This window comes from Parasphingorhabdus sp. (genome assembly GCF_965233695.1).
In the GTDB taxonomy this organism is placed as follows: Bacteria; Pseudomonadota; Alphaproteobacteria; order Sphingomonadales; family Sphingomonadaceae; genus Parasphingorhabdus.
This window is the reverse complement of record NZ_OZ247497.1, coordinates 105,034-121,504: the sequence shown is the minus strand read 5'-3', so window position 1 is coordinate 121,504 and position 16,471 is coordinate 105,034. Positions and strand designations below refer to the sequence as shown.

The window sequence follows — 16,471 nt, the reverse complement described above, 5'->3', positions numbered from 1 at the left end:
CGTCAACCGTTACTCCTTCTGATATTTGCTATTAGAGGGGATAAGATGGCCCAGATGTGCCGGACGCAAAATTCCATTGTCGTTCCGAAGCTCTTTTTCCTTGTTTGGATTTTGATGATCGCGGTTACTTGCATTCCCGGAAGACTGGAAGCGGCTCCATCGAAAACCAAGTCAACCGGTGTCAGGGTTTTCGCCCATGCCAAAATTCAGAAAGGCATCGAGGTTCGTTCGTCTAGCGGAGCAGAGCCCGCAGAAGATAAGGAATTTCCAGCAGCGAACATCAGCATTCGTGAATGTGATGTCGAGGCACTTGAGCTGGCAAAAAATTGCATTTTAATAATTTACGAAATGCAGTGATGGTCGTTCAAAAATCGGTGCTTTGGTTATCTAAGGCTAAGCATCCCCGGGCGTTTCATCCGTATTCAGCGGCTGCTGCAAAGAATTGATAGCTTCTTCAATTTTTATAGCGGCAATCGGATGACCCTTGTCATCCAGGATCGACAGGATCTCGCTTAACCTTTTAATCACCCCCTCTATGTCGGCATTGTCAGTTTGCATTATGATCGACATTGCCTTTCGTTGAGCAGCGACATTTTATTATCCAGATTCCAAAATTATTAGATTTCAGAACGGCTATTTTTCAAATCTTTGAAAGTGCATGTGTCTCTAGTTGTAACCGGTTACAATTTCAACATAAATTGCTTTGGCTCTTGTCAAGAGAACGGTTTCTTAACGACTGTCCCATTTTGACGCATAATGCCGGGTCGCGATCCCGCCGTCGTACGGGCCGAACTTTCAAACAACTACATGGGCTAGAGCATTTTTATTTTTTGGGGATTTAACTATTTTTCCTGCCGCCGTTAACCATAGGGTGAAAGGGTCGATATGACAGATTTTGACTATGAGTTAGTGATTATAGGCGGAGGTCCAGCCGGACGGCGAGCGGCCATACAGGCATCGAAGCTTGGTAAGTCCGTGGCCATTGTGGATGATCAGAAAAATATCGGCGGGGTTTCGGTCCATACCGGGACGCTTCCATCCAAGACGATCAGGGAATCGGTGTTGTCCGTTACAGGATGGCGCGATCAATATTTCAAGTCCGGTCGGCAGCGCGATGGAGCCGCTGCAACACAGAGCGCTATTTCTTCCCGTTTATCGACAACGCTCGGCGATGAAGTTGAGGTTATCGACAGCCAGTTGTCTCGTAACAACATTACAACGCTGAATGGGCGGGCAAAATTTGTGAATCCGCACAAGCTGTCTGTAACGCAATCGGTTCAGAGCAAGAGGATCAGCTTTACTGTGACAGCCGAGAAATTTCTGATTTCTGTTGGTACAAAACCGTTTCGACCGAAGCATATCCCGTTTAACGGAACCACCATCCTCGATAGCGACGCTATTGCCGCGAAGATGCCCATGCCAAAATCCATCATAATTGTTGGTGGAGGTGTTATCGGTCTGGAATATGCAACCATATTCTCAACGCTTGAAATCCCGGTGACCGTGGTCGAAGCGAGAGAGAATATTCTGGAATTTATTGACCGCGATATCATCGCAAATTTCAGCCACCAGCTTACCGAGCGGGGTATAAGCCTTCGCTTGGGGCGTTCAATCGACAAGATTTCGCTGGACAAGGAATGTCATCCCAATGTCCAGCTAGACGATGGTCGGCAATTGCGTGCTGACATGCTTCTTTTCACGGCCGGCCGTGTTGGAGCTGTGGATGGGCTTGGTCTTGATAAGATTGGCATCAAGCCGGACAATAGGGGGCGCCTTTCGGTCAATCCGAAAACGCTTCAGACAACGCAGCCTCATATCTATGCTGCGGGTGACATTATTGGTTTTCCGTCGCTGGCTTCGACGTCGATGGAGCAGGGGCGATTAGCCGCATGCCATGCCTTTAATCATCCTATCCAAAGCTCCAAGCACAGCTTTCCTCTCGGAATATATTCGATTCCAGAAATTGCCAGCATTGGGCTTTCGGAAGACGATGCAAGGGCCAAGGGGTTGCAGGTAGAAATTGGTCTGGCGCGTTTTCAAGAGACATCGCGCGGACATATTTTGGGTAATTGCAAAGGACTTCTGAAATGTATTTTCGATCTCCAGGATCGAAAATTATTGGGCGTGCATATCGTCGGTGAGGGAGCAACGGAATTGATCCACATTGGTCAGGCCGTTCTCAATCTCAATGGCGGCATCGATTATCTGTCCGACACCGTATTTAACTTTCCCACATTAGCAGAGGCATACAAGGTCGCGGCGCTAGACGCCTACAACCGGATGCCGCAGCCCAGAATGAGAGCATGACGTGAAAATTGATATCAAGAACATATTAGACGGCTATTTCCGAGAAAATGGCAACAATGACAATTGCCCGGTTTGCACGGAAGAGGACGGCGAACGGTCGCCCCTTTATGCTATTGCCGAATTCATCCGGCAGCATGGTCTGGTGGTTTGCTCAAGCAATCTGGAACTGGCTTGGGCCTACATCTGCGGCGGCAACAGCGTATTGAAGAATGAGATTATGGGGCTTTCTTCTGCCGGCCGACTGGACAATGCGGCAGCCAGCGAACTTTACAACAAATATTTGAGTCCCGACGTCGGAACGCAAATCGATAGAATTGTGATGGAGGCCATCGAGCATATCCGCACCACAACAAAAATCATCGATGAGGGAAACAAAAAGACAAGCGAATGTGAAGAAAATCTGATCGAGCACGCGGGTACCATCAAGACCAATTCCGTTGATATAGATGGTGCGATCCAAAAGCTGCTGAGCTTGTCGCAATTGATGGTTGAATCGACCCGTGAAAATCGCGATCAAATCGCCAAGACCAACAAAAAGCTGGCCAACCTGCAGACCGAATTGGAGCAGGCCAGGAACGAAGCAGATTTCGACCAGCTCACCAAGCTCGCCAATCGGCGGAAATTTGAGCGAACGCTGGATGAAGTGCTGGTGAAACTGATTGAGCAAGGGCAATCCTTGATCTTGGTCTTTATCGATATTGATCATTTCAAGAGGGTGAACGACACATTTGGTCATGAGTGCGGTGACCGGGTTCTGAGACTGGTGGCCGACGAACTGGCGACACTGTCCAACAGCGATTGTCACACATCACGCTATGGCGGTGAAGAATTTGCAGTCATTTTTGAAGGCCAGGATATCGATACCGTTTGCAAAATGGTTGATAATTGCCGCGATTCCTTAGCGTCCCGTTCGCTTGTTGATTTGGAATCCGGAAAAGCACTGGGGACGGTTACTTTCTCTGCTGGCGTCGCGCAATGCCTGCCAACCGATACAAAGCGATCCATTCTTAGAAAAGCAGATCTGGCATTGTATGAAGCGAAATCGCAGGGACGCAATACGGTCTTGAAATATTCCAACGAGAGATAGTTGGCCCCAAGCTTGACGGGGTACAAACATGGCGGTGAACAAACATCATCCGCGATAAAATGAGCGCGGCGGAATTTGCTGTTGGCGAAACATAAACTCGCTGTCAGCTTCCGCCCGCTTTTCTGTTTTTGGAATGGCGTTTGACGGTGCCTTGCATGGCGCCAGTCCTGACATCAATCATCCGATGCGTTCGCCCACTTGAACATTATGGTGGCATCTACCCTTGAACGATATATTTTGCATGGAGTGGGCCATGACCCATCTCCGGGGCAAATGCAGTAACCAGCGGTTGACTAGACACATGGCAATCTGCCTTTCGCCAGGTGATGCAAGTTAAATGATAAGCCCTGATGCCATCAAGTATAACCGCGTGAATTGGCAATACTTTTTTAGACCGACGGCGGCGGGATGCAGTTTTTCAGGATGCAAGCATCTGCTGGCCGATCCAGAGGTCGAGCCATGAAACTCTTTACAGGCTATGGATAGAGACCGGCCTTGCCGGTTGCGCGATTGCGGGCCTTTCCCGGCTTGGTCATCTTACCCGACTAAAGCCCTATTAAGTGACCGACAACTTGGATCGTTACGACGACAGGGGAGGGGGCAGCTTCGAGAATTGAAGCAGTAATCGGGTAGGATGACTCTCGCCATCCCACCCAATCGGTTCGCACGCAGACCAGGTGCGCTGCGTAATCCAAAACCCAACCTGCGGGGGCTGTGATGGTCTTGGCAGAAGCTGAACTTCTGCAACATCTATCCGGAATGGATTGAAGGGATTCAATTGATATTCAGCCCAATTTGGTGGGATGCTGCGAAATTAATCCCAAATTGGATGTAATCTGAGCGGCATAGCCGGGCACCAGCAGCTCAGATTGTCTTCATCGTTATGGATATACGTCTGTTTCTATCATCCATACGATCTTGCGGATTATAGGGTTCTGTATCGGCCACGCCTTCGATCCGGGCCATACGATCCATTGCAACACCCTGCCGGACGAGTTCGCGCCTGGTGGCTTCAGCTCGCGCAGAGGACAGGAGCCAATTGTTCATGCTCTTGCCGCTGGCATAGGGTAAGCTATCGGTATGACCTCTAATGACCAGATCATTGTCGACGGTGTCGATAATCGCCGCAACCTCCCCGATCAGTTCTTTTGCACGTGATTTCAGATCATCGGTGGCCAGTGCGAACATGCTGAAGTCAGCTTCATCGATTATATCAATGCGCAGCCCTTCCTTGGTGTCTGTAAAACGGACGTTGGAAAGCAATTTCAGATTGGCCGGATCATTTTTAAGTTTTTCGCGGATGCGTTTTTCGAACTCCTTGGCCGTGAGCGACCTGGGCTTCGCTTTCGCACCATGGCTTTTTTTACCATCGGGTTGCTGATCATCTGTTGCCGGCCGGGGTATGGCAATAGTCTTGTCTCCGGAATTTTTTGCTTTGTGTGGGTATTTGTCCGGATCTGTCACCGATGAGCCGCCAAACATCCCCTTGCCACCAGCACTATCGCGCTTCATCTGGGCAAGCGTTGGTGCGAAATAATCAGCAATGCCCTTGCGCTGTTTTTCCTCTGTCGCACCAAGCAACCACATCAGCAAAAAGAAAGCCATCATCGCCGTCACGAAATCGGCATAGGCCACCTTCCATGCGCCGCCATGATGGCCGCCATGGTCTTCCATAATGATCTTTTTGACGATGATCGGCCTGACTGGTTCAGGGGCTGCTTTCTTTGCCATGGTTTATTTTGCCCTTATGGCGTCGAATACATCGGAGAAGCTTGGCTGGTTTGCATGCTGCAGGCTTGTGCGGGCCGCTTCAATGATCAGCGGCTGCGGATGCCCGTGCAGACTGGCAATGATCAGCTGTTTCGCAACATGATAAATGCTGGCATCGCTTTCGATTACAGAGCGCGCGCGATTGGCCATCGGACCTACAAAACCATAAGCCAGCAGAACGCCGAGAAAGGTTCCGACCAGCGCTGAACCGATCATTCCGCCCAATATGGCCGGGGGCTTATCGATCGAACCCATGACCTTGATGATACCCAAAACGGCAGCAACAATGCCCAATGCAGGCAGAGCATCGGCTAGACCCTGCAGATTGTCAGCAGGCGCAATGGCCTCGTGATGGTGCGTTTTGATCGCCTGATCCATGACATCCTCGACCGCGTGCGGATCCAGCGTGCCCGATGACACGACAACAAGCCTCAGGCTGTCTGCGATCAGATGGATCAGCGTGTCGTCCTTCAACAGCTTGGGATATTCGCTGAAAATCGGGGATGATTTCGGATCTTCGATATGCGGCTCCAAAGCCACCGGGCCTTCGCTTTTTAGGATTTTGGTCAATTTGGATACCAGCAATATGCAGTCCATAAAGTCCTGTTTAAGGTAGGTTGGACCTTTAAACACTTTTCCGAAGCCGCCCATCAGCGCTTTGAGTTGCGCGCCGCTGTTACCGATGATCAATGCGCCAATCGCAGCACCACCAATAATGCCCATTTCCACTGGAAGTGCAGCCACGACGACACCCAGATCACCGCCGGATACCAAAAACACGCCAAATACCATGACGAGCAGGACAACAATTCCAATTCCAGCGAACATAAACTTATTTCCAATCCACAGGTCCGTTTAGATCAGTCCGTCGTCACAAAGGACGAAACAGTTGATCATCTCTTTTGTGAACGGAACAAACCCCGTATGGTTAAGGGGTGAATAATTATGAATTTAGCCGATGAGGCTGATCAGCGAAGTGCGCTCGGATTGCGCATAGAGCCGCTGCGCAGCCTCCAAATTAACCAGCAGAGACTGGAAACGCGAAATAGCTTCCGCAATATCGGTATTTTCCAGATTTGACCGCCTCTCTATGAAACTGAGTTGCGACAATTCAAGCCGGTCCTCCTGCTCGTCAAGCCGGTTTACCATTAGGCCCTGACTAGCGAGCAGGTTGGAAAAATGATCGGTCAGGCTTTCTGCTCTATCCAATTGTTGCGACCTGTCTGCAGGCGTGCCGGTGCGCACTGCCGCGATCATATTTGTCATGATCTGATCCAGGCTTTCGGTGGCGCCGCCTCCGATATCAATATCCTGCGATACGGCCTGCTGGGTTGGGGCAGGGGTTAGAAGTATATCCGTGTCAATCCGTATCTGGATGGGATCGCCAGAATGGAACAACTGCCCACCATAGCTGTCCTTCGCCTGGGTGAGCTGATTAAACTGTTCCTGCAGGCTTTCCAGCTCCAGCGCGATGACCTCCCGATCCTGGGGGGCCAATGTTTCGTTGTTGGCGAGTACCATCAGTTCTCGGGTACGGACGATACCATTTGATATGGTATCAAAGGTGGATTCCGCTTGTTGCGCCAAAATACGCGCCCGACCGATATTGTTCAGCCATGAATCTTCGATGGTCTTTTGTCTGCCCAGGCTGGAGATTTCAAGCCAACTGGAAGGGGCTTCCGATGGCCGGTTGAATTTGATCCCGGTCGCGATTGTTTCCTGCGTCCTGCCAATGAGATCATTGAGTTCGCTTTGTTTTTGAATAGTATCCGCCGGCCTGGTTCTATTAATTGATTCCATCATATATTCCTTGAATCACCGCCGATTAAAAAATGGCCAGGACGGATTGGACTGTTTCCCGGGCAACCTGGATGATCCGGGCAGAGGCTTCATAGGACTGTTGAAGGCGGATCAGGTCAGCAGCTTCACGGTCCAAATCGACAACCGATACGCGGTCTCGCGATTCCCGCGTTGCCCGGTCAAAGGCCGTGGCTGCTTCACCTTCGCTGCGTGCAGACAACAGATTCTGTGCTTGTCCGATTACAATCTCTTCATATCTCTGTTCGGATCCGGTCGGCGTTCTGAGATCGACAAATGACAAAATATTGCCATTGGCAACTCCGGCAGGTGAGGCCAGGGCGAGATCATCAGCGGTCAAACCTGTCAGTGAAAGACTGGCCGCAGTACCGCCATGGGAAACGACGGCAGCGCCGACAGCACCTGCATCGGTCCGGCCATTGGCCTGCCATCCGTTCAATTCATCGGCAAACTGGACGGCCAATGCATCAAGATTGGTCGATGTGGCAGCAATGTCCGACTGCGCACGATGAAGACCGCCCAAGGTTCCATTGGTCGGTGGAGGCTGAATGGCACCACCGACATCAATATCAAAACCGCCACCCGGATTTGCAACGAAACTAATCGGGCTGGCGGCATCATAGACGACGAGATTTGTCCCGTTGCGGGTAATATCTACCAAACCATTGTCCTGGAATGTTATCTCTACGTCCAGTTTTTCGGTGATAACCGTCAGCGCCGCATCGCGTTGGTCAAGTAATGCCGTATTCTGGGCGGTACCAGATTTGGTCGGCAGCAATTTTTCATTGACAGACGCCAGTTCACTCAGCGCGGAATTGAGCTCGGAGACTTCCTGCGTAGCGGCACCGTCAATCAGGGTCAGTGTCGCCGACAGATTCGATGCGGTCTGATTAAAGCGGGAAACTGTATCTCCGATATCGCCAAGAAACTGATTGCGGAGAGCCGGTTCGAACGGAACCGCAGAGAGCTCTTCCGCACTTCCAAAAATCTGTGTTAACTGGCTTCCGATATCTGACTGATTGTTCGCAAGGGCGATCTCGCCTTGGTCAAGCCATTGTACCATTACATCGGTTCGAACCCGGTTGGCACCGGTTTGCCGGGTTGCAGCTTCCAGAAACTGATCACTCGCCCGAACAATGCCGTTGACGACCACCCCGCCGGATCCAGTGTAATTGCCGTAGATAGGGTTGGTCGAACCATAAATAGTTGTGTCGCCAACGTTAAGCGAGCGCCGAACATAGTCCGGATTTTCTGCATTCGCGACATTGGACCCGACGATTTCAAGCGCGCGGCTGTTTACCTGCAGCGCCGAGCGCCCGATGGCGAGCAAATCAGACATTATTTTTCTCCACATGGCGGCTCAACAGGTCGGCAATGCCGAAAACGCCTTTGTCTGCCATATCCTTGGCCAGCATCGAATCCTGCATATCGCGGAATTCTTCCATACCTTGACCATCAAACAGGCCTTCGCCCAGCGAAGAGGTGCGCATGGTCGAGAGCATTTGACGAACGAAGATGGCTTCGAAATCCGCCGCCATTGATTCCACACCGGATTTCGTGCTGGCGGAGTTATCCCTGTTTTCCAAAGGTTTGGCCGCGTTGTTGGCCGGCGTCGCGACAAGAGGCGCAGGTATATTTGTAATGGTCATATGATGATCAACTCCGCTTTTAGCGCTCCTGCCTGCTTCAAACCTTCCAGTATCGCTGTTAAATCAGACGGTGAAACACCGATGGAATTAATAGTCTCGACAATTTCCGATAGAGAAGCATGGCGTCCAATCTCAAAAGCAGGAGCACCATCATCTTCCAGCGCAATGTCGCTATTGGGCTCGGTTGTGGTTCTACCGCGGCTGAACGGCGCGGGCTGAACAACGGTTGGATTTTCCTCCACTCGCACGGTCAACTTGCCGTGACTGACAGCCGCTGGGCCCAGGCGAACAGCGCCATTGATCACTACCGTGCCAGTCCGGGCATTGACGATGATGCGGGCACGCGCTTCGGCCGGTTTTACCATGAGATTTTCAATTTTACCCATCAAGATTACCCGTTCCTGCGCGCCGGGTGGAGCAGCAATGCGAACGGTGACGGCATCAGCCGCTATTGCAAGATCAGCCCCGACAGCTTCATTAATCGCATCGGCTACACGCAAAGATGTCGTGATATCGGCATCGGTAAGGTTGAAACTGAGAAACGGCTGGCTTTCAAAACCAGTCGCAACGGTTCTTTCGATTGTCGCTCCGCCCGAAATCCTGCCTACAGAGGGGATATTGACAGTCAGGCTGGACCCGTCAGCTGCGGAGATGCCAAGGCCGCCAACAGCAAGATTGCCTTGTGCCATCGCGTATATCTGTTGATCCGCACCATATAGCGGCATCATGATTAGCGTTCCGCCGCGCAGGGATTTCGCCTTGCCCAATGCGGAAACTGTAACATCCATGCGTTGCCCCGGTTTGGCAAATGCTGGCATTTCTGCCGTGACCATGACAGCCGCCGCATTTTTGGTCGCAGGGTTTACGCCGGGGGGCAGGGCCAGGCCAAATCGGCTGGTCATGCCCTTCACGCCCAATGTGGCATATTCCAGACTGTCATCGCCCGTGCCGGCCAGGCCTACTACCACGCCATAACCAACCAGTTGGTTGGTTCTTATGCCAGCGAAATGGCCAAGATCTTTAATCCGTTCCGCCTGCGCAGGTTGGAGCGCAATCAGAAACGTGATCGCCAATGCGGCGATCAGGTGGATGAAACGGGATATTGTAGGGGATAGGGTCATATTGTCTCGCCTGATCGGGGACTAGAAAGGGGAAATGAAAGAGAAGAATTTTTGCAACCAGCCTTGTTTACTGGCTGATGCGATTTCTCCTGAACCGCCGTAGATAATTCTTGCATTGGCGACTTTGGTCGACGGTATGGTATTGTCCGACGAAACATCGATTGCACGGATTAGACCACTAAACTGGACATGTTCGTCACCACGATTGAGCGAGGTCAGTTTCTGTCCGCGGACAAGCATCGTGCCATTGGCATAGCTTTCGGCCACCGTGACGCTGACCTGTCCTTGCAGTGAGTTGGACTGGGCGGCATTGCCACTGCCAGAGAAGTTCTGCGCGCCGCTGGTCGCTACATCACTGGGTGAAAATAGCGAAAATAATCCCGTCGTTGGCGGGTTAAGCGAAACGCTTCCGCTGCGATCCTTGGAGGCGCTGTTCGATTTGGCGGCGCGCGTGTTTTCGACGAGCAGGATGGTGATGATATCGCCCTTCATGCTGGCACGCATGCCGCTCGTGAGCGCGGCATATCCGGATGCTTGCTGAAAAATCGCGCCGTTGGCAGCGACCGGGGGCGGTGCCGGTAAGGGATCAGCAATGGCAGCAGCAAAACCAGGTCCGGCTTTATTGCCACCAGATCCCATGCAGCTGATGAGAAGAAAAGGTGTGACAGTAATAGCCACGACTGTTCGTGATTTGGATAATAGGCGCATGATATTGATGCCTCTCGCTCAAGAAAAGTTTAGATTTGCTGGTTCACAAATTGCAGCATTTCGTCTGTCGCAGAGATCATCTTCGAATTGACCTCGTAAGCGCGCTGCGTTTCGATCATGTTGACCAGTTCTTCGACTATATTGACGTTGGACTGTTCCAGCGCGCCCTGCCGGATATTGCCGCGACCCTCCGTGCCAGCTTCACCAACTTGGGGTGGGCCGCTGGCAGCGGTTTCGGTGCGAATATTATTGCCCACCGAGAGCAATCCAGAGGGGTTGGTGAAGTTGGCCAGCTCAATCTGACCCAGTTCACTCGGTTCGCTTTCACCGGCCAGTGTCGCGGTGACGGTGCCATTGTTGCCGATGGTTACGGCGGTGGCCCCTTGTGGGACCTGGATCGCGGGTATCAGGGGCAGACCGTCACTGGTTACCATATTGCCTTCGGCGGTCAGGTTGAAATTCCCTGCGCGGGAATAACCGGTCGAACCGTCCGGCATCTCGACCTGGAAAAAGCCCGACCCCTCGATAGCCATATCGAGGGCATTTTCCGTCATTTGCAACGTACCCTGCGTGCTGATTTTTCCGATGCCCGACAGCTTGACGCCGGTGCCGAGTTGCAGACCGCTGGCAAAACGATTCTGGGCATCAGATGGTGCACCCGGGGTGACGACATTCTGATAGGCAAGCGTTTCAAAATCTGCGCGATCCCGTTTGAAACCGGTTGTATTCACGTTTGCCAGATTGTTGGCGATGACGCGCATTTTTGTATTCTGCGCGTCCAGACCGGTGCGTGCGACTTGTAAAGCAGCATTACTCATTGAATTTCTCCTTCATGCGAATATCGCATCCATTAACTTCGCGGCATGTTCATGATACCGGCGCTGCTTTCGTCCAGCTCTTCGGCTGTACGCAGCAGTTTGACTTGTGTTTCCCAAGCCCGGCTCGTTTCAATCATATCGACCAGTGCGGCTGTCATGTTGACGTTGGATTCCTCCAGCGCGCCAGAGATAACACGAGCATTCTCATCAACTGGCAATTGTCCGTCATTGGGGACATGAAACAAAGTATCGGGTCCCTTGGAAATGGCGCTGCCGGTCGTACTGACCAGCTTAATTCGCCCGAGTTCCTGTGGCTGTGTCGGATCACCGCCTTGTGGAACATAGGATATGCTTCCATCGGCTCCAATATCGACGCGTTCAGAAGGCGGTATGGTGATTGGTCCGCTTTCGTCCAGCACCGGAAAACCATCTCCGGTCACCATGGCGCCTGAAGCAGCGATCCTTAGATCACCACGCCGGGAATAGGCTTCTTTGCCATCGGCGGCTTGCACGGCGATCATCGCATCTCCTTCAAGAGCGATGTCGAGCGGGCGGCCGGTCTGGGTGACCGTGCCGCCATTCATATCGGCCTGCATGTCGCGTTCCATGGCCAATGCGCGGCTATCATGACCCGGGCCATTCAAATATTTGGCTTCCGCAGAAACCATGTCGGCTTTGAAACCGACGGTATTTGAATTCGCCATATTATTGGCGATAGTCGTCTGGCGCTTCATCAGCGTTTGTATAGCGTTGGCGCTGGTATAGGCGATTTTATCCATAAGCTATTCCCGGGTTGATAGGTCCGTTAGATTCTAGACCTGAAGGTTGATCACCGTCTGGCTGAGCGTATTGGCGGTTTCGATTGCCTGCGCATTGGCCTGGAAATTGCGCTGCGCGGCGATCAAAGACACCAGCTCTTCGGTGATATCGACATTGGCCAGTTCAAGTGAACCAGAGCGGACTTGTCCCAACGGACCATTGGCTGCCTGGTTAACCTGTGCAGGGCCCGAGTCACCGGTCGCCTGCCAGTGAGCGTCGCCAATCGGGCGCAGGCCTTCTATGGCCGAGAAACTGGCCATGGCAACGGCACCAATGTTGATCTGGTTGCCATTGGAAAAAGTTGCGGCAACAACGCCTTCACCGTTAATTGAAATATTGGTGAGCAGCGCCGCCGGATCGCCGGGATCAACGTCAGGCAAGATAAAGTCGAACATATCGGCAATATTTGTCGATGTCGCGACGCCAGATGCATCCACTGGTAAAAGTTGAACCTTGCTGCCAATCGTATCCGTGACTTCGCGGCTACTATTGACGGAGAACGCGCCGTTGCGCGTGAAGCTGAGATCCTGACGCGGCGGCTGACCTCGCACAGCGAAAAACCCGTCGCCAGCAATCGCGAGATCAAGCGTTTTGTCTGTGGCCTGCAATGTACCTTGGGTAAATTGTTGGGTAATTCCGCTCAAGCGAACACCCTGACCAGCAACGGTTTTGGTTGTCTGGGTCGGGGATGCCGCAAACAGATCACCAAATTGTGCGCGGCTTTTCTTAAAGCCGGTCGAATTGGTATTCGCGACGTTGTTTGAAATTACATTCAAGTCGGTTTGAGCAGCTTTCAGGCCACTGAGGGACGTAAAGAATGACATTGTTTCTTCTCCTGTTTAAATATTGCTGGGGACGTTCCGCTATCCGATACGTAAAGCTTCGGCTGGCAGAACATTGCCAATCGGGGTGACGAGAATTGGCGGGCCATTGGCTTCGGATGTTTGAACCGATGCTACAGGCACCCAGGTGGCAAGATTGGAAACATTTCCGCCATTAACGCGCACACGCAGCCGGCCATGGTCCTGAGTCTCGCCAGTGGTATTTTTGGTATCAAAATTGAACTGGATTGGTCCTGCTTCCTGGCTACCCAGTTCCGCAAACATCACAATCTCACCGGCGTCGTTGAGCAAATCGATTGACAGATTTTCCGATGGCTGGTTCAGCTCAAATTCGCCGGTATAGGCACCGTCCTTATTCGCAACAGCGAAGTTGCCTGGTACAAGCACGGAATGGCCGATCCATTCTTTCGCATCGGACAGGCGGTTATTGCCAAGCATCGACGCAATATCGGTCAGAGACTGGTTCATCTCGGAAATACCGGCAACGCTGGAAAATTGTGCGAGCTGGGCAACCATCGCCTGATTGTCCAAAGGATCGAATGGATCCTGGAACTTGAGCTGTGTTGTCATCAAGCGCAAAAAGGAATCCTGACCCAGGGTGCTGTCACCGGTCGCATTCGCTGGTTGGGCAGCGGTGAGGCCGGCAATATTGGAATTTGTATTCTCAAAAACCTGTGGTGCGATATTCATTATTGGTTCCTTATCGTTTCTAAAATTAGGGATTTTGCGGTCTGTAAAACCTGGACGTTGTTTTTATAATTTCGGGCGGTTTCGAGCATGTCGATCATCTCGGCCGTCTCGTCGACGGCGGCTTCCCAGACAAAACCTTCCTTGTCAGCAAGCGGATTGGAGGGATCGTAACGCTTTTGCGGCTCTAGATCGGATTGCACGACGCGTTCCACATCGACCGTGGCCATATTGTCTTCCATAACCGACCGGAATACCGGGCGCATGGCGCGATATGCTTCGTCTTTGCTGGCATAATCGGTACGTGCGTTGGCAAGGTTCGAGGCGGTGGTGTTTAGCCGTACCATCTGTGCCGACATGGCGCGGCCAGCGACATCAAATACATTCATACTGCCACTCATCGTCATTCTCCTTTTAGGGCGCGTTTCATTGAGGAAACCTGGCCCTGCAGAAAGGACAGGGTCGTGCGATACTGAATGGCATTTTCTGCAAACAAGGCTTGTTCGACTGATAGCTCGACCGTGTTTCCATCAAGGGAGGGCTGCAGCGGCACGCGAAAACCTGTGTGGTCACGCATTGACTGTTCTACCGAACTGCCTTTTTGTGCTTGCTGCATCGCACGGTCAAAATCGAGATCTTTGGCCTTATATCCGGGGGTGGAGGCGTTGGCGATGTTTGACGCAAGCATGTTCAAACGCTGTGAACGCAATTTTAGCGCTCCACCGTTTAATGCTAATACCTGGTCCAAACTGGGCATCGAAACTAAATCCTGTCTTAATCGAACGGCCAAGTGACCGTCACTGTTGCATGAGGAAAACCGGGTTCGGGAATTCCAAGTGATACATAGCAAAGGGCGTGCCAGTTTTTTGACGATGATCAGAAAATGGCAGATTTGGGAGGCTTTATGCCGATGAATGTGCGGATTTATTGGGTGAAAAATTTGCACCGGCAAGATCTTGCCGCTTGCCGGCAGGTTTTTGCCGCTTTCACGCGGAGCGCCGTGTGATCGACATTATCCAGGCCAATATCGACAAATTTTTTGACCCGCTCACACTGACGATGGTGATTGGCAGCGTGCTGCTTATGGCTTGGGTGCAAAATGGGCGTGCCTCAATTGGCCTTGCTTTTATGGCGTTGTTGAATTGTGGCCGCGATCCGTTTGCCGAGAGCGGGGAGAATGCAACTTTGATATGCCGCCGGATAGATTTTGTTCTTCAGGAAGATGGGCTTGTGGGGTTAGAGCGGGTAAAGAGCGACGACTCTTTCGTGCGTCGTTTGATTGCCCAGCTGCTAAATGGAAAGGACGCTAAGACCTTTGAGGAATGGGCGCGGCTGGAGGAAAATTCGGTCAGGAAAAGGCAAAATATACCCGCGACTTATTGGAGCTCCGCGTCCGATATTGCACCGGCAATTGGTATCATTGGAACAATTATCGGATTGATCCAGCTTTTTGCGACAGGGATCGATCCGATGAAGATGGGGCCGGCGATGAGCTTTACGCTGCTCACCAGTCTTTACGGGCTATTTGTATCCCACATCATCGCATTTCCGATACATATACGCTTGCAAACCAGGGCGGAGATTTTGAACACTTATCGCGCCGCGGTGGTACAGCACACAATCGCGATTGCGAAACGGGAGTTGCTCACCATCGGCCCTGTTCATTTTTCTCCGGCTCAGCCCTTGCGCGCGGCGGGCTAGACAATGAATGCCGGCCGGACAACATTATCCTTTCTTGATCTGGCTTTGATGCTGCTGAGCGCCTTTGCCTATGCGCATTTCGTGAATCTGGCCGACCATGATCCAAGTGCGAAACCGAAGGAAACGGTCTCCTCTCTTTCGCCTGTTCTGGGATCTTACAGCTATAAAGCAGAGGATTTCTTCGGAGGTAGCAACGCGATGCTAACCGATTTCGCAAGAGAAGAAGTTACGGAGATATTGCAGGTCCACCAAGACAGGCAACTCACCATTTTTGTTCCCGTCTCGCCTGAAACTGGGGGAGGAGAAAGGCTGCGGCAATGGGAGAAAGTGGCAGCTCGTTCGGCGGCAATTGCCGATGCATTTGAAAAGGCAGGGCAGGATGGCAAGCAAATTCAGCTGAGAATGCCTGAAAACCTTGTTTCGGCAGTGAGAGGGCAAAAGGATATCACTTTCACCTTTCGGGCAAATGAAGCGATTGTTTCGAAAGACTGATCAGGCAGTAGAGAAATTGGCATGAAACCTGCTTAGTTTGGTTGAACCTAAGTAATCAGGAAAATATGATGCCCTATCACCGCCTTGCCATCCCAATGCTTTCCGTATTGACCTTGGCCGCTACATCTCCGTTCGAAGATACGGCTCGTCTCGATCAGCAGGTGGCAACACATTTGAACGCTGCCATTGGTGAGGCTGGTGGCGCTCGTGCACCGATTGACGCGAAGTTGAAACTGAAACGGTGCCCTGCCGCACTTCAGCTTTCGCGAACGAACCAAAACGCGGTACTGGTAAGCTGTGCTGCTTTGGGCTGGCGGATATTTGTGCCGATACAGGGAGGTCAACTGCAGCAATCCGATCGCGTGCGACGGACAGATGAGTATATTGTGTTTCGAAATCAACCATTGACGCTTGTCGTCAAACGACCGAGCTTCAGCATCAGCTATGCTGTGGTAGCGCAGAAAAATGGCCGCATAGGGGATTATATCCCGGTGCGGGCCAGTCGGAAGTCAAAAGATCTGATGGCGCGTGTGTCGGGATCTGGTGCTGTTGAACTGGTTCAATAATTTTTTTGTATAAATATTAATTTTTCCCCAACGCACCGTAAATTGTTATGAAAGATGTAATATCCGCTTCAACCGAATGGCTTAAA

Annotated in this window: 20 protein-coding genes; 6 read left to right on the top strand and 14 right to left on the bottom strand. The window is 51.8% G+C overall.

The window, feature by feature from the left end; translation table 11 throughout:
- Positions 1-45: 45 nt before the first annotated feature.
- Positions 46-357 (top strand): hypothetical protein, encoded by a 312-nt coding sequence (locus tag ACO6S1_RS00545; protein WP_422344424.1) that lies wholly within the window; start codon positions 46-48, stop codon positions 355-357.
- Positions 358-393: 36 nt separating this feature from the next.
- Here ACO6S1_RS00545 and ACO6S1_RS00540 read toward each other — a convergent pair whose 3' ends face one another.
- Positions 394-558: a hypothetical protein gene (locus ACO6S1_RS00540; protein ID WP_422344423.1), complete on the bottom strand. Its 165-nt coding sequence runs from the start codon at positions 556-558 to the stop codon at positions 394-396.
- Between the two features lie 327 nt (positions 559-885).
- Here ACO6S1_RS00540 and sthA point away from each other — a divergent pair, with 327 nt between their 5' ends.
- Both sthA and ACO6S1_RS00530 read left to right on the top strand, forming a co-directional pair.
- Positions 886-2,307, top strand: coding sequence for a Si-specific NAD(P)(+) transhydrogenase (gene sthA, locus ACO6S1_RS00535; protein ID WP_422344422.1), 1,422 nt, complete (start codon positions 886-888; stop codon positions 2,305-2,307).
- 1 nt (position 2,308) lies between these two features.
- The gene (locus tag ACO6S1_RS00530) at positions 2,309-3,394 is read left to right on the top strand and encodes a GGDEF domain-containing protein (RefSeq protein ID WP_422344421.1); all 1,086 of its coding nucleotides are present in this window, start codon (positions 2,309-2,311) and stop codon (positions 3,392-3,394) included.
- An 864-nt stretch (positions 3,395-4,258) separates the two neighbouring features.
- On the opposite strand, the gene ACO6S1_RS00525 is transcribed toward ACO6S1_RS00530, so the two are convergent.
- From ACO6S1_RS00525 to flgB, 13 genes are all read right to left on the bottom strand, one after another.
- Entirely contained in the window at positions 4,259-5,125 is an 867-nt protein-coding gene (locus ACO6S1_RS00525) for a flagellar motor protein MotB (protein ID WP_422344420.1), read from the bottom strand.
- Positions 5,126-5,128: 3 nt separating this feature from the next.
- Entirely contained in the window at positions 5,129-5,992 is an 864-nt protein-coding gene (gene motA / locus ACO6S1_RS00520; RefSeq protein WP_422344419.1) for a flagellar motor stator protein MotA, read from the bottom strand.
- A gap of 123 nt (positions 5,993-6,115) precedes the next feature.
- A complete protein-coding gene (locus ACO6S1_RS00515) occupies positions 6,116-6,967 on the bottom strand; it encodes a flagellin (protein ID WP_422344418.1) in 852 nt (283 codons plus the stop codon).
- 22 nt (positions 6,968-6,989) lie between these two features.
- Positions 6,990-8,321, bottom strand: coding sequence for a flagellar hook-associated protein FlgK (gene flgK / locus ACO6S1_RS00510; RefSeq protein ID WP_422344417.1), 1,332 nt, complete (start codon positions 8,319-8,321; stop codon positions 6,990-6,992).
- Positions 8,314-8,631: a rod-binding protein gene (locus tag ACO6S1_RS00505; RefSeq protein ID WP_422344416.1), complete on the bottom strand. Its 318-nt coding sequence runs from the start codon at positions 8,629-8,631 to the stop codon at positions 8,314-8,316. Before ACO6S1_RS00505 ends, flgK begins: the two co-directional genes overlap by 8 nt.
- Positions 8,628-9,752 (bottom strand): flagellar basal body P-ring protein FlgI, encoded by a 1,125-nt coding sequence (locus ACO6S1_RS00500; protein WP_422344415.1) that lies wholly within the window; start codon positions 9,750-9,752, stop codon positions 8,628-8,630. The genes ACO6S1_RS00505 and ACO6S1_RS00500 overlap by 4 nt, the downstream gene beginning before the upstream one ends.
- Before the next feature lie 21 nt (positions 9,753-9,773).
- Positions 9,774-10,460 carry a flagellar basal body L-ring protein FlgH gene (locus ACO6S1_RS00495; RefSeq protein WP_422344414.1) on the bottom strand — a complete coding sequence of 229 codons (687 nt, stop codon included), beginning with the start codon at positions 10,458-10,460 and terminating at the stop codon, positions 9,774-9,776.
- 29 nt (positions 10,461-10,489) lie between these two features.
- A complete protein-coding gene (gene flgG, locus ACO6S1_RS00490) occupies positions 10,490-11,278 on the bottom strand; it encodes a flagellar basal-body rod protein FlgG (RefSeq protein ID WP_422344413.1) in 789 nt (262 codons plus the stop codon).
- Between the two features lie 32 nt (positions 11,279-11,310).
- A complete protein-coding gene (locus tag ACO6S1_RS00485; RefSeq protein ID WP_422344412.1) occupies positions 11,311-12,057 on the bottom strand; it encodes a flagellar basal body rod protein FlgF in 747 nt (248 codons plus the stop codon).
- A 33-nt stretch (positions 12,058-12,090) separates the two neighbouring features.
- The gene (locus ACO6S1_RS00480; protein ID WP_422344411.1) at positions 12,091-12,921 is read right to left on the bottom strand and encodes a flagellar hook-basal body complex protein; all 831 of its coding nucleotides are present in this window, start codon (positions 12,919-12,921) and stop codon (positions 12,091-12,093) included.
- Between the two features lie 39 nt (positions 12,922-12,960).
- Complete coding sequence (locus ACO6S1_RS00475) at positions 12,961-13,629, bottom strand: flagellar hook assembly protein FlgD (RefSeq protein WP_422344410.1); 669 nt, start codon at positions 13,627-13,629, stop codon at positions 12,961-12,963.
- Complete coding sequence (flgC, locus tag ACO6S1_RS00470) at positions 13,629-14,033, bottom strand: flagellar basal body rod protein FlgC (RefSeq protein WP_422344409.1); 405 nt, start codon at positions 14,031-14,033, stop codon at positions 13,629-13,631. The genes ACO6S1_RS00475 and flgC overlap by 1 nt, the downstream gene beginning before the upstream one ends.
- Positions 14,030-14,383 (bottom strand): flagellar basal body rod protein FlgB, encoded by a 354-nt coding sequence (gene flgB / locus ACO6S1_RS00465; RefSeq protein ID WP_422346260.1) that lies wholly within the window; start codon positions 14,381-14,383, stop codon positions 14,030-14,032. Before flgB ends, flgC begins: the two co-directional genes overlap by 4 nt.
- Before the next feature lie 245 nt (positions 14,384-14,628).
- Here flgB and ACO6S1_RS00460 point away from each other — a divergent pair, with 245 nt between their 5' ends.
- From ACO6S1_RS00460 to ACO6S1_RS00450, 3 genes are all read left to right on the top strand, one after another.
- Complete coding sequence (locus ACO6S1_RS00460; RefSeq protein ID WP_422344408.1) at positions 14,629-15,327, top strand: MotA/TolQ/ExbB proton channel family protein; 699 nt, start codon at positions 14,629-14,631, stop codon at positions 15,325-15,327.
- Positions 15,328-15,330: 3 nt separating this feature from the next.
- Entirely contained in the window at positions 15,331-15,819 is a 489-nt protein-coding gene (locus ACO6S1_RS00455) for a hypothetical protein (protein ID WP_422344407.1), read from the top strand.
- Positions 15,820-15,884: 65 nt separating this feature from the next.
- Positions 15,885-16,385 carry a flagella basal body P-ring formation protein FlgA gene (locus tag ACO6S1_RS00450; RefSeq protein WP_422344406.1) on the top strand — a complete coding sequence of 167 codons (501 nt, stop codon included), beginning with the start codon at positions 15,885-15,887 and terminating at the stop codon, positions 16,383-16,385.
- Positions 16,386-16,471: the final 86 nt, after the last annotated feature.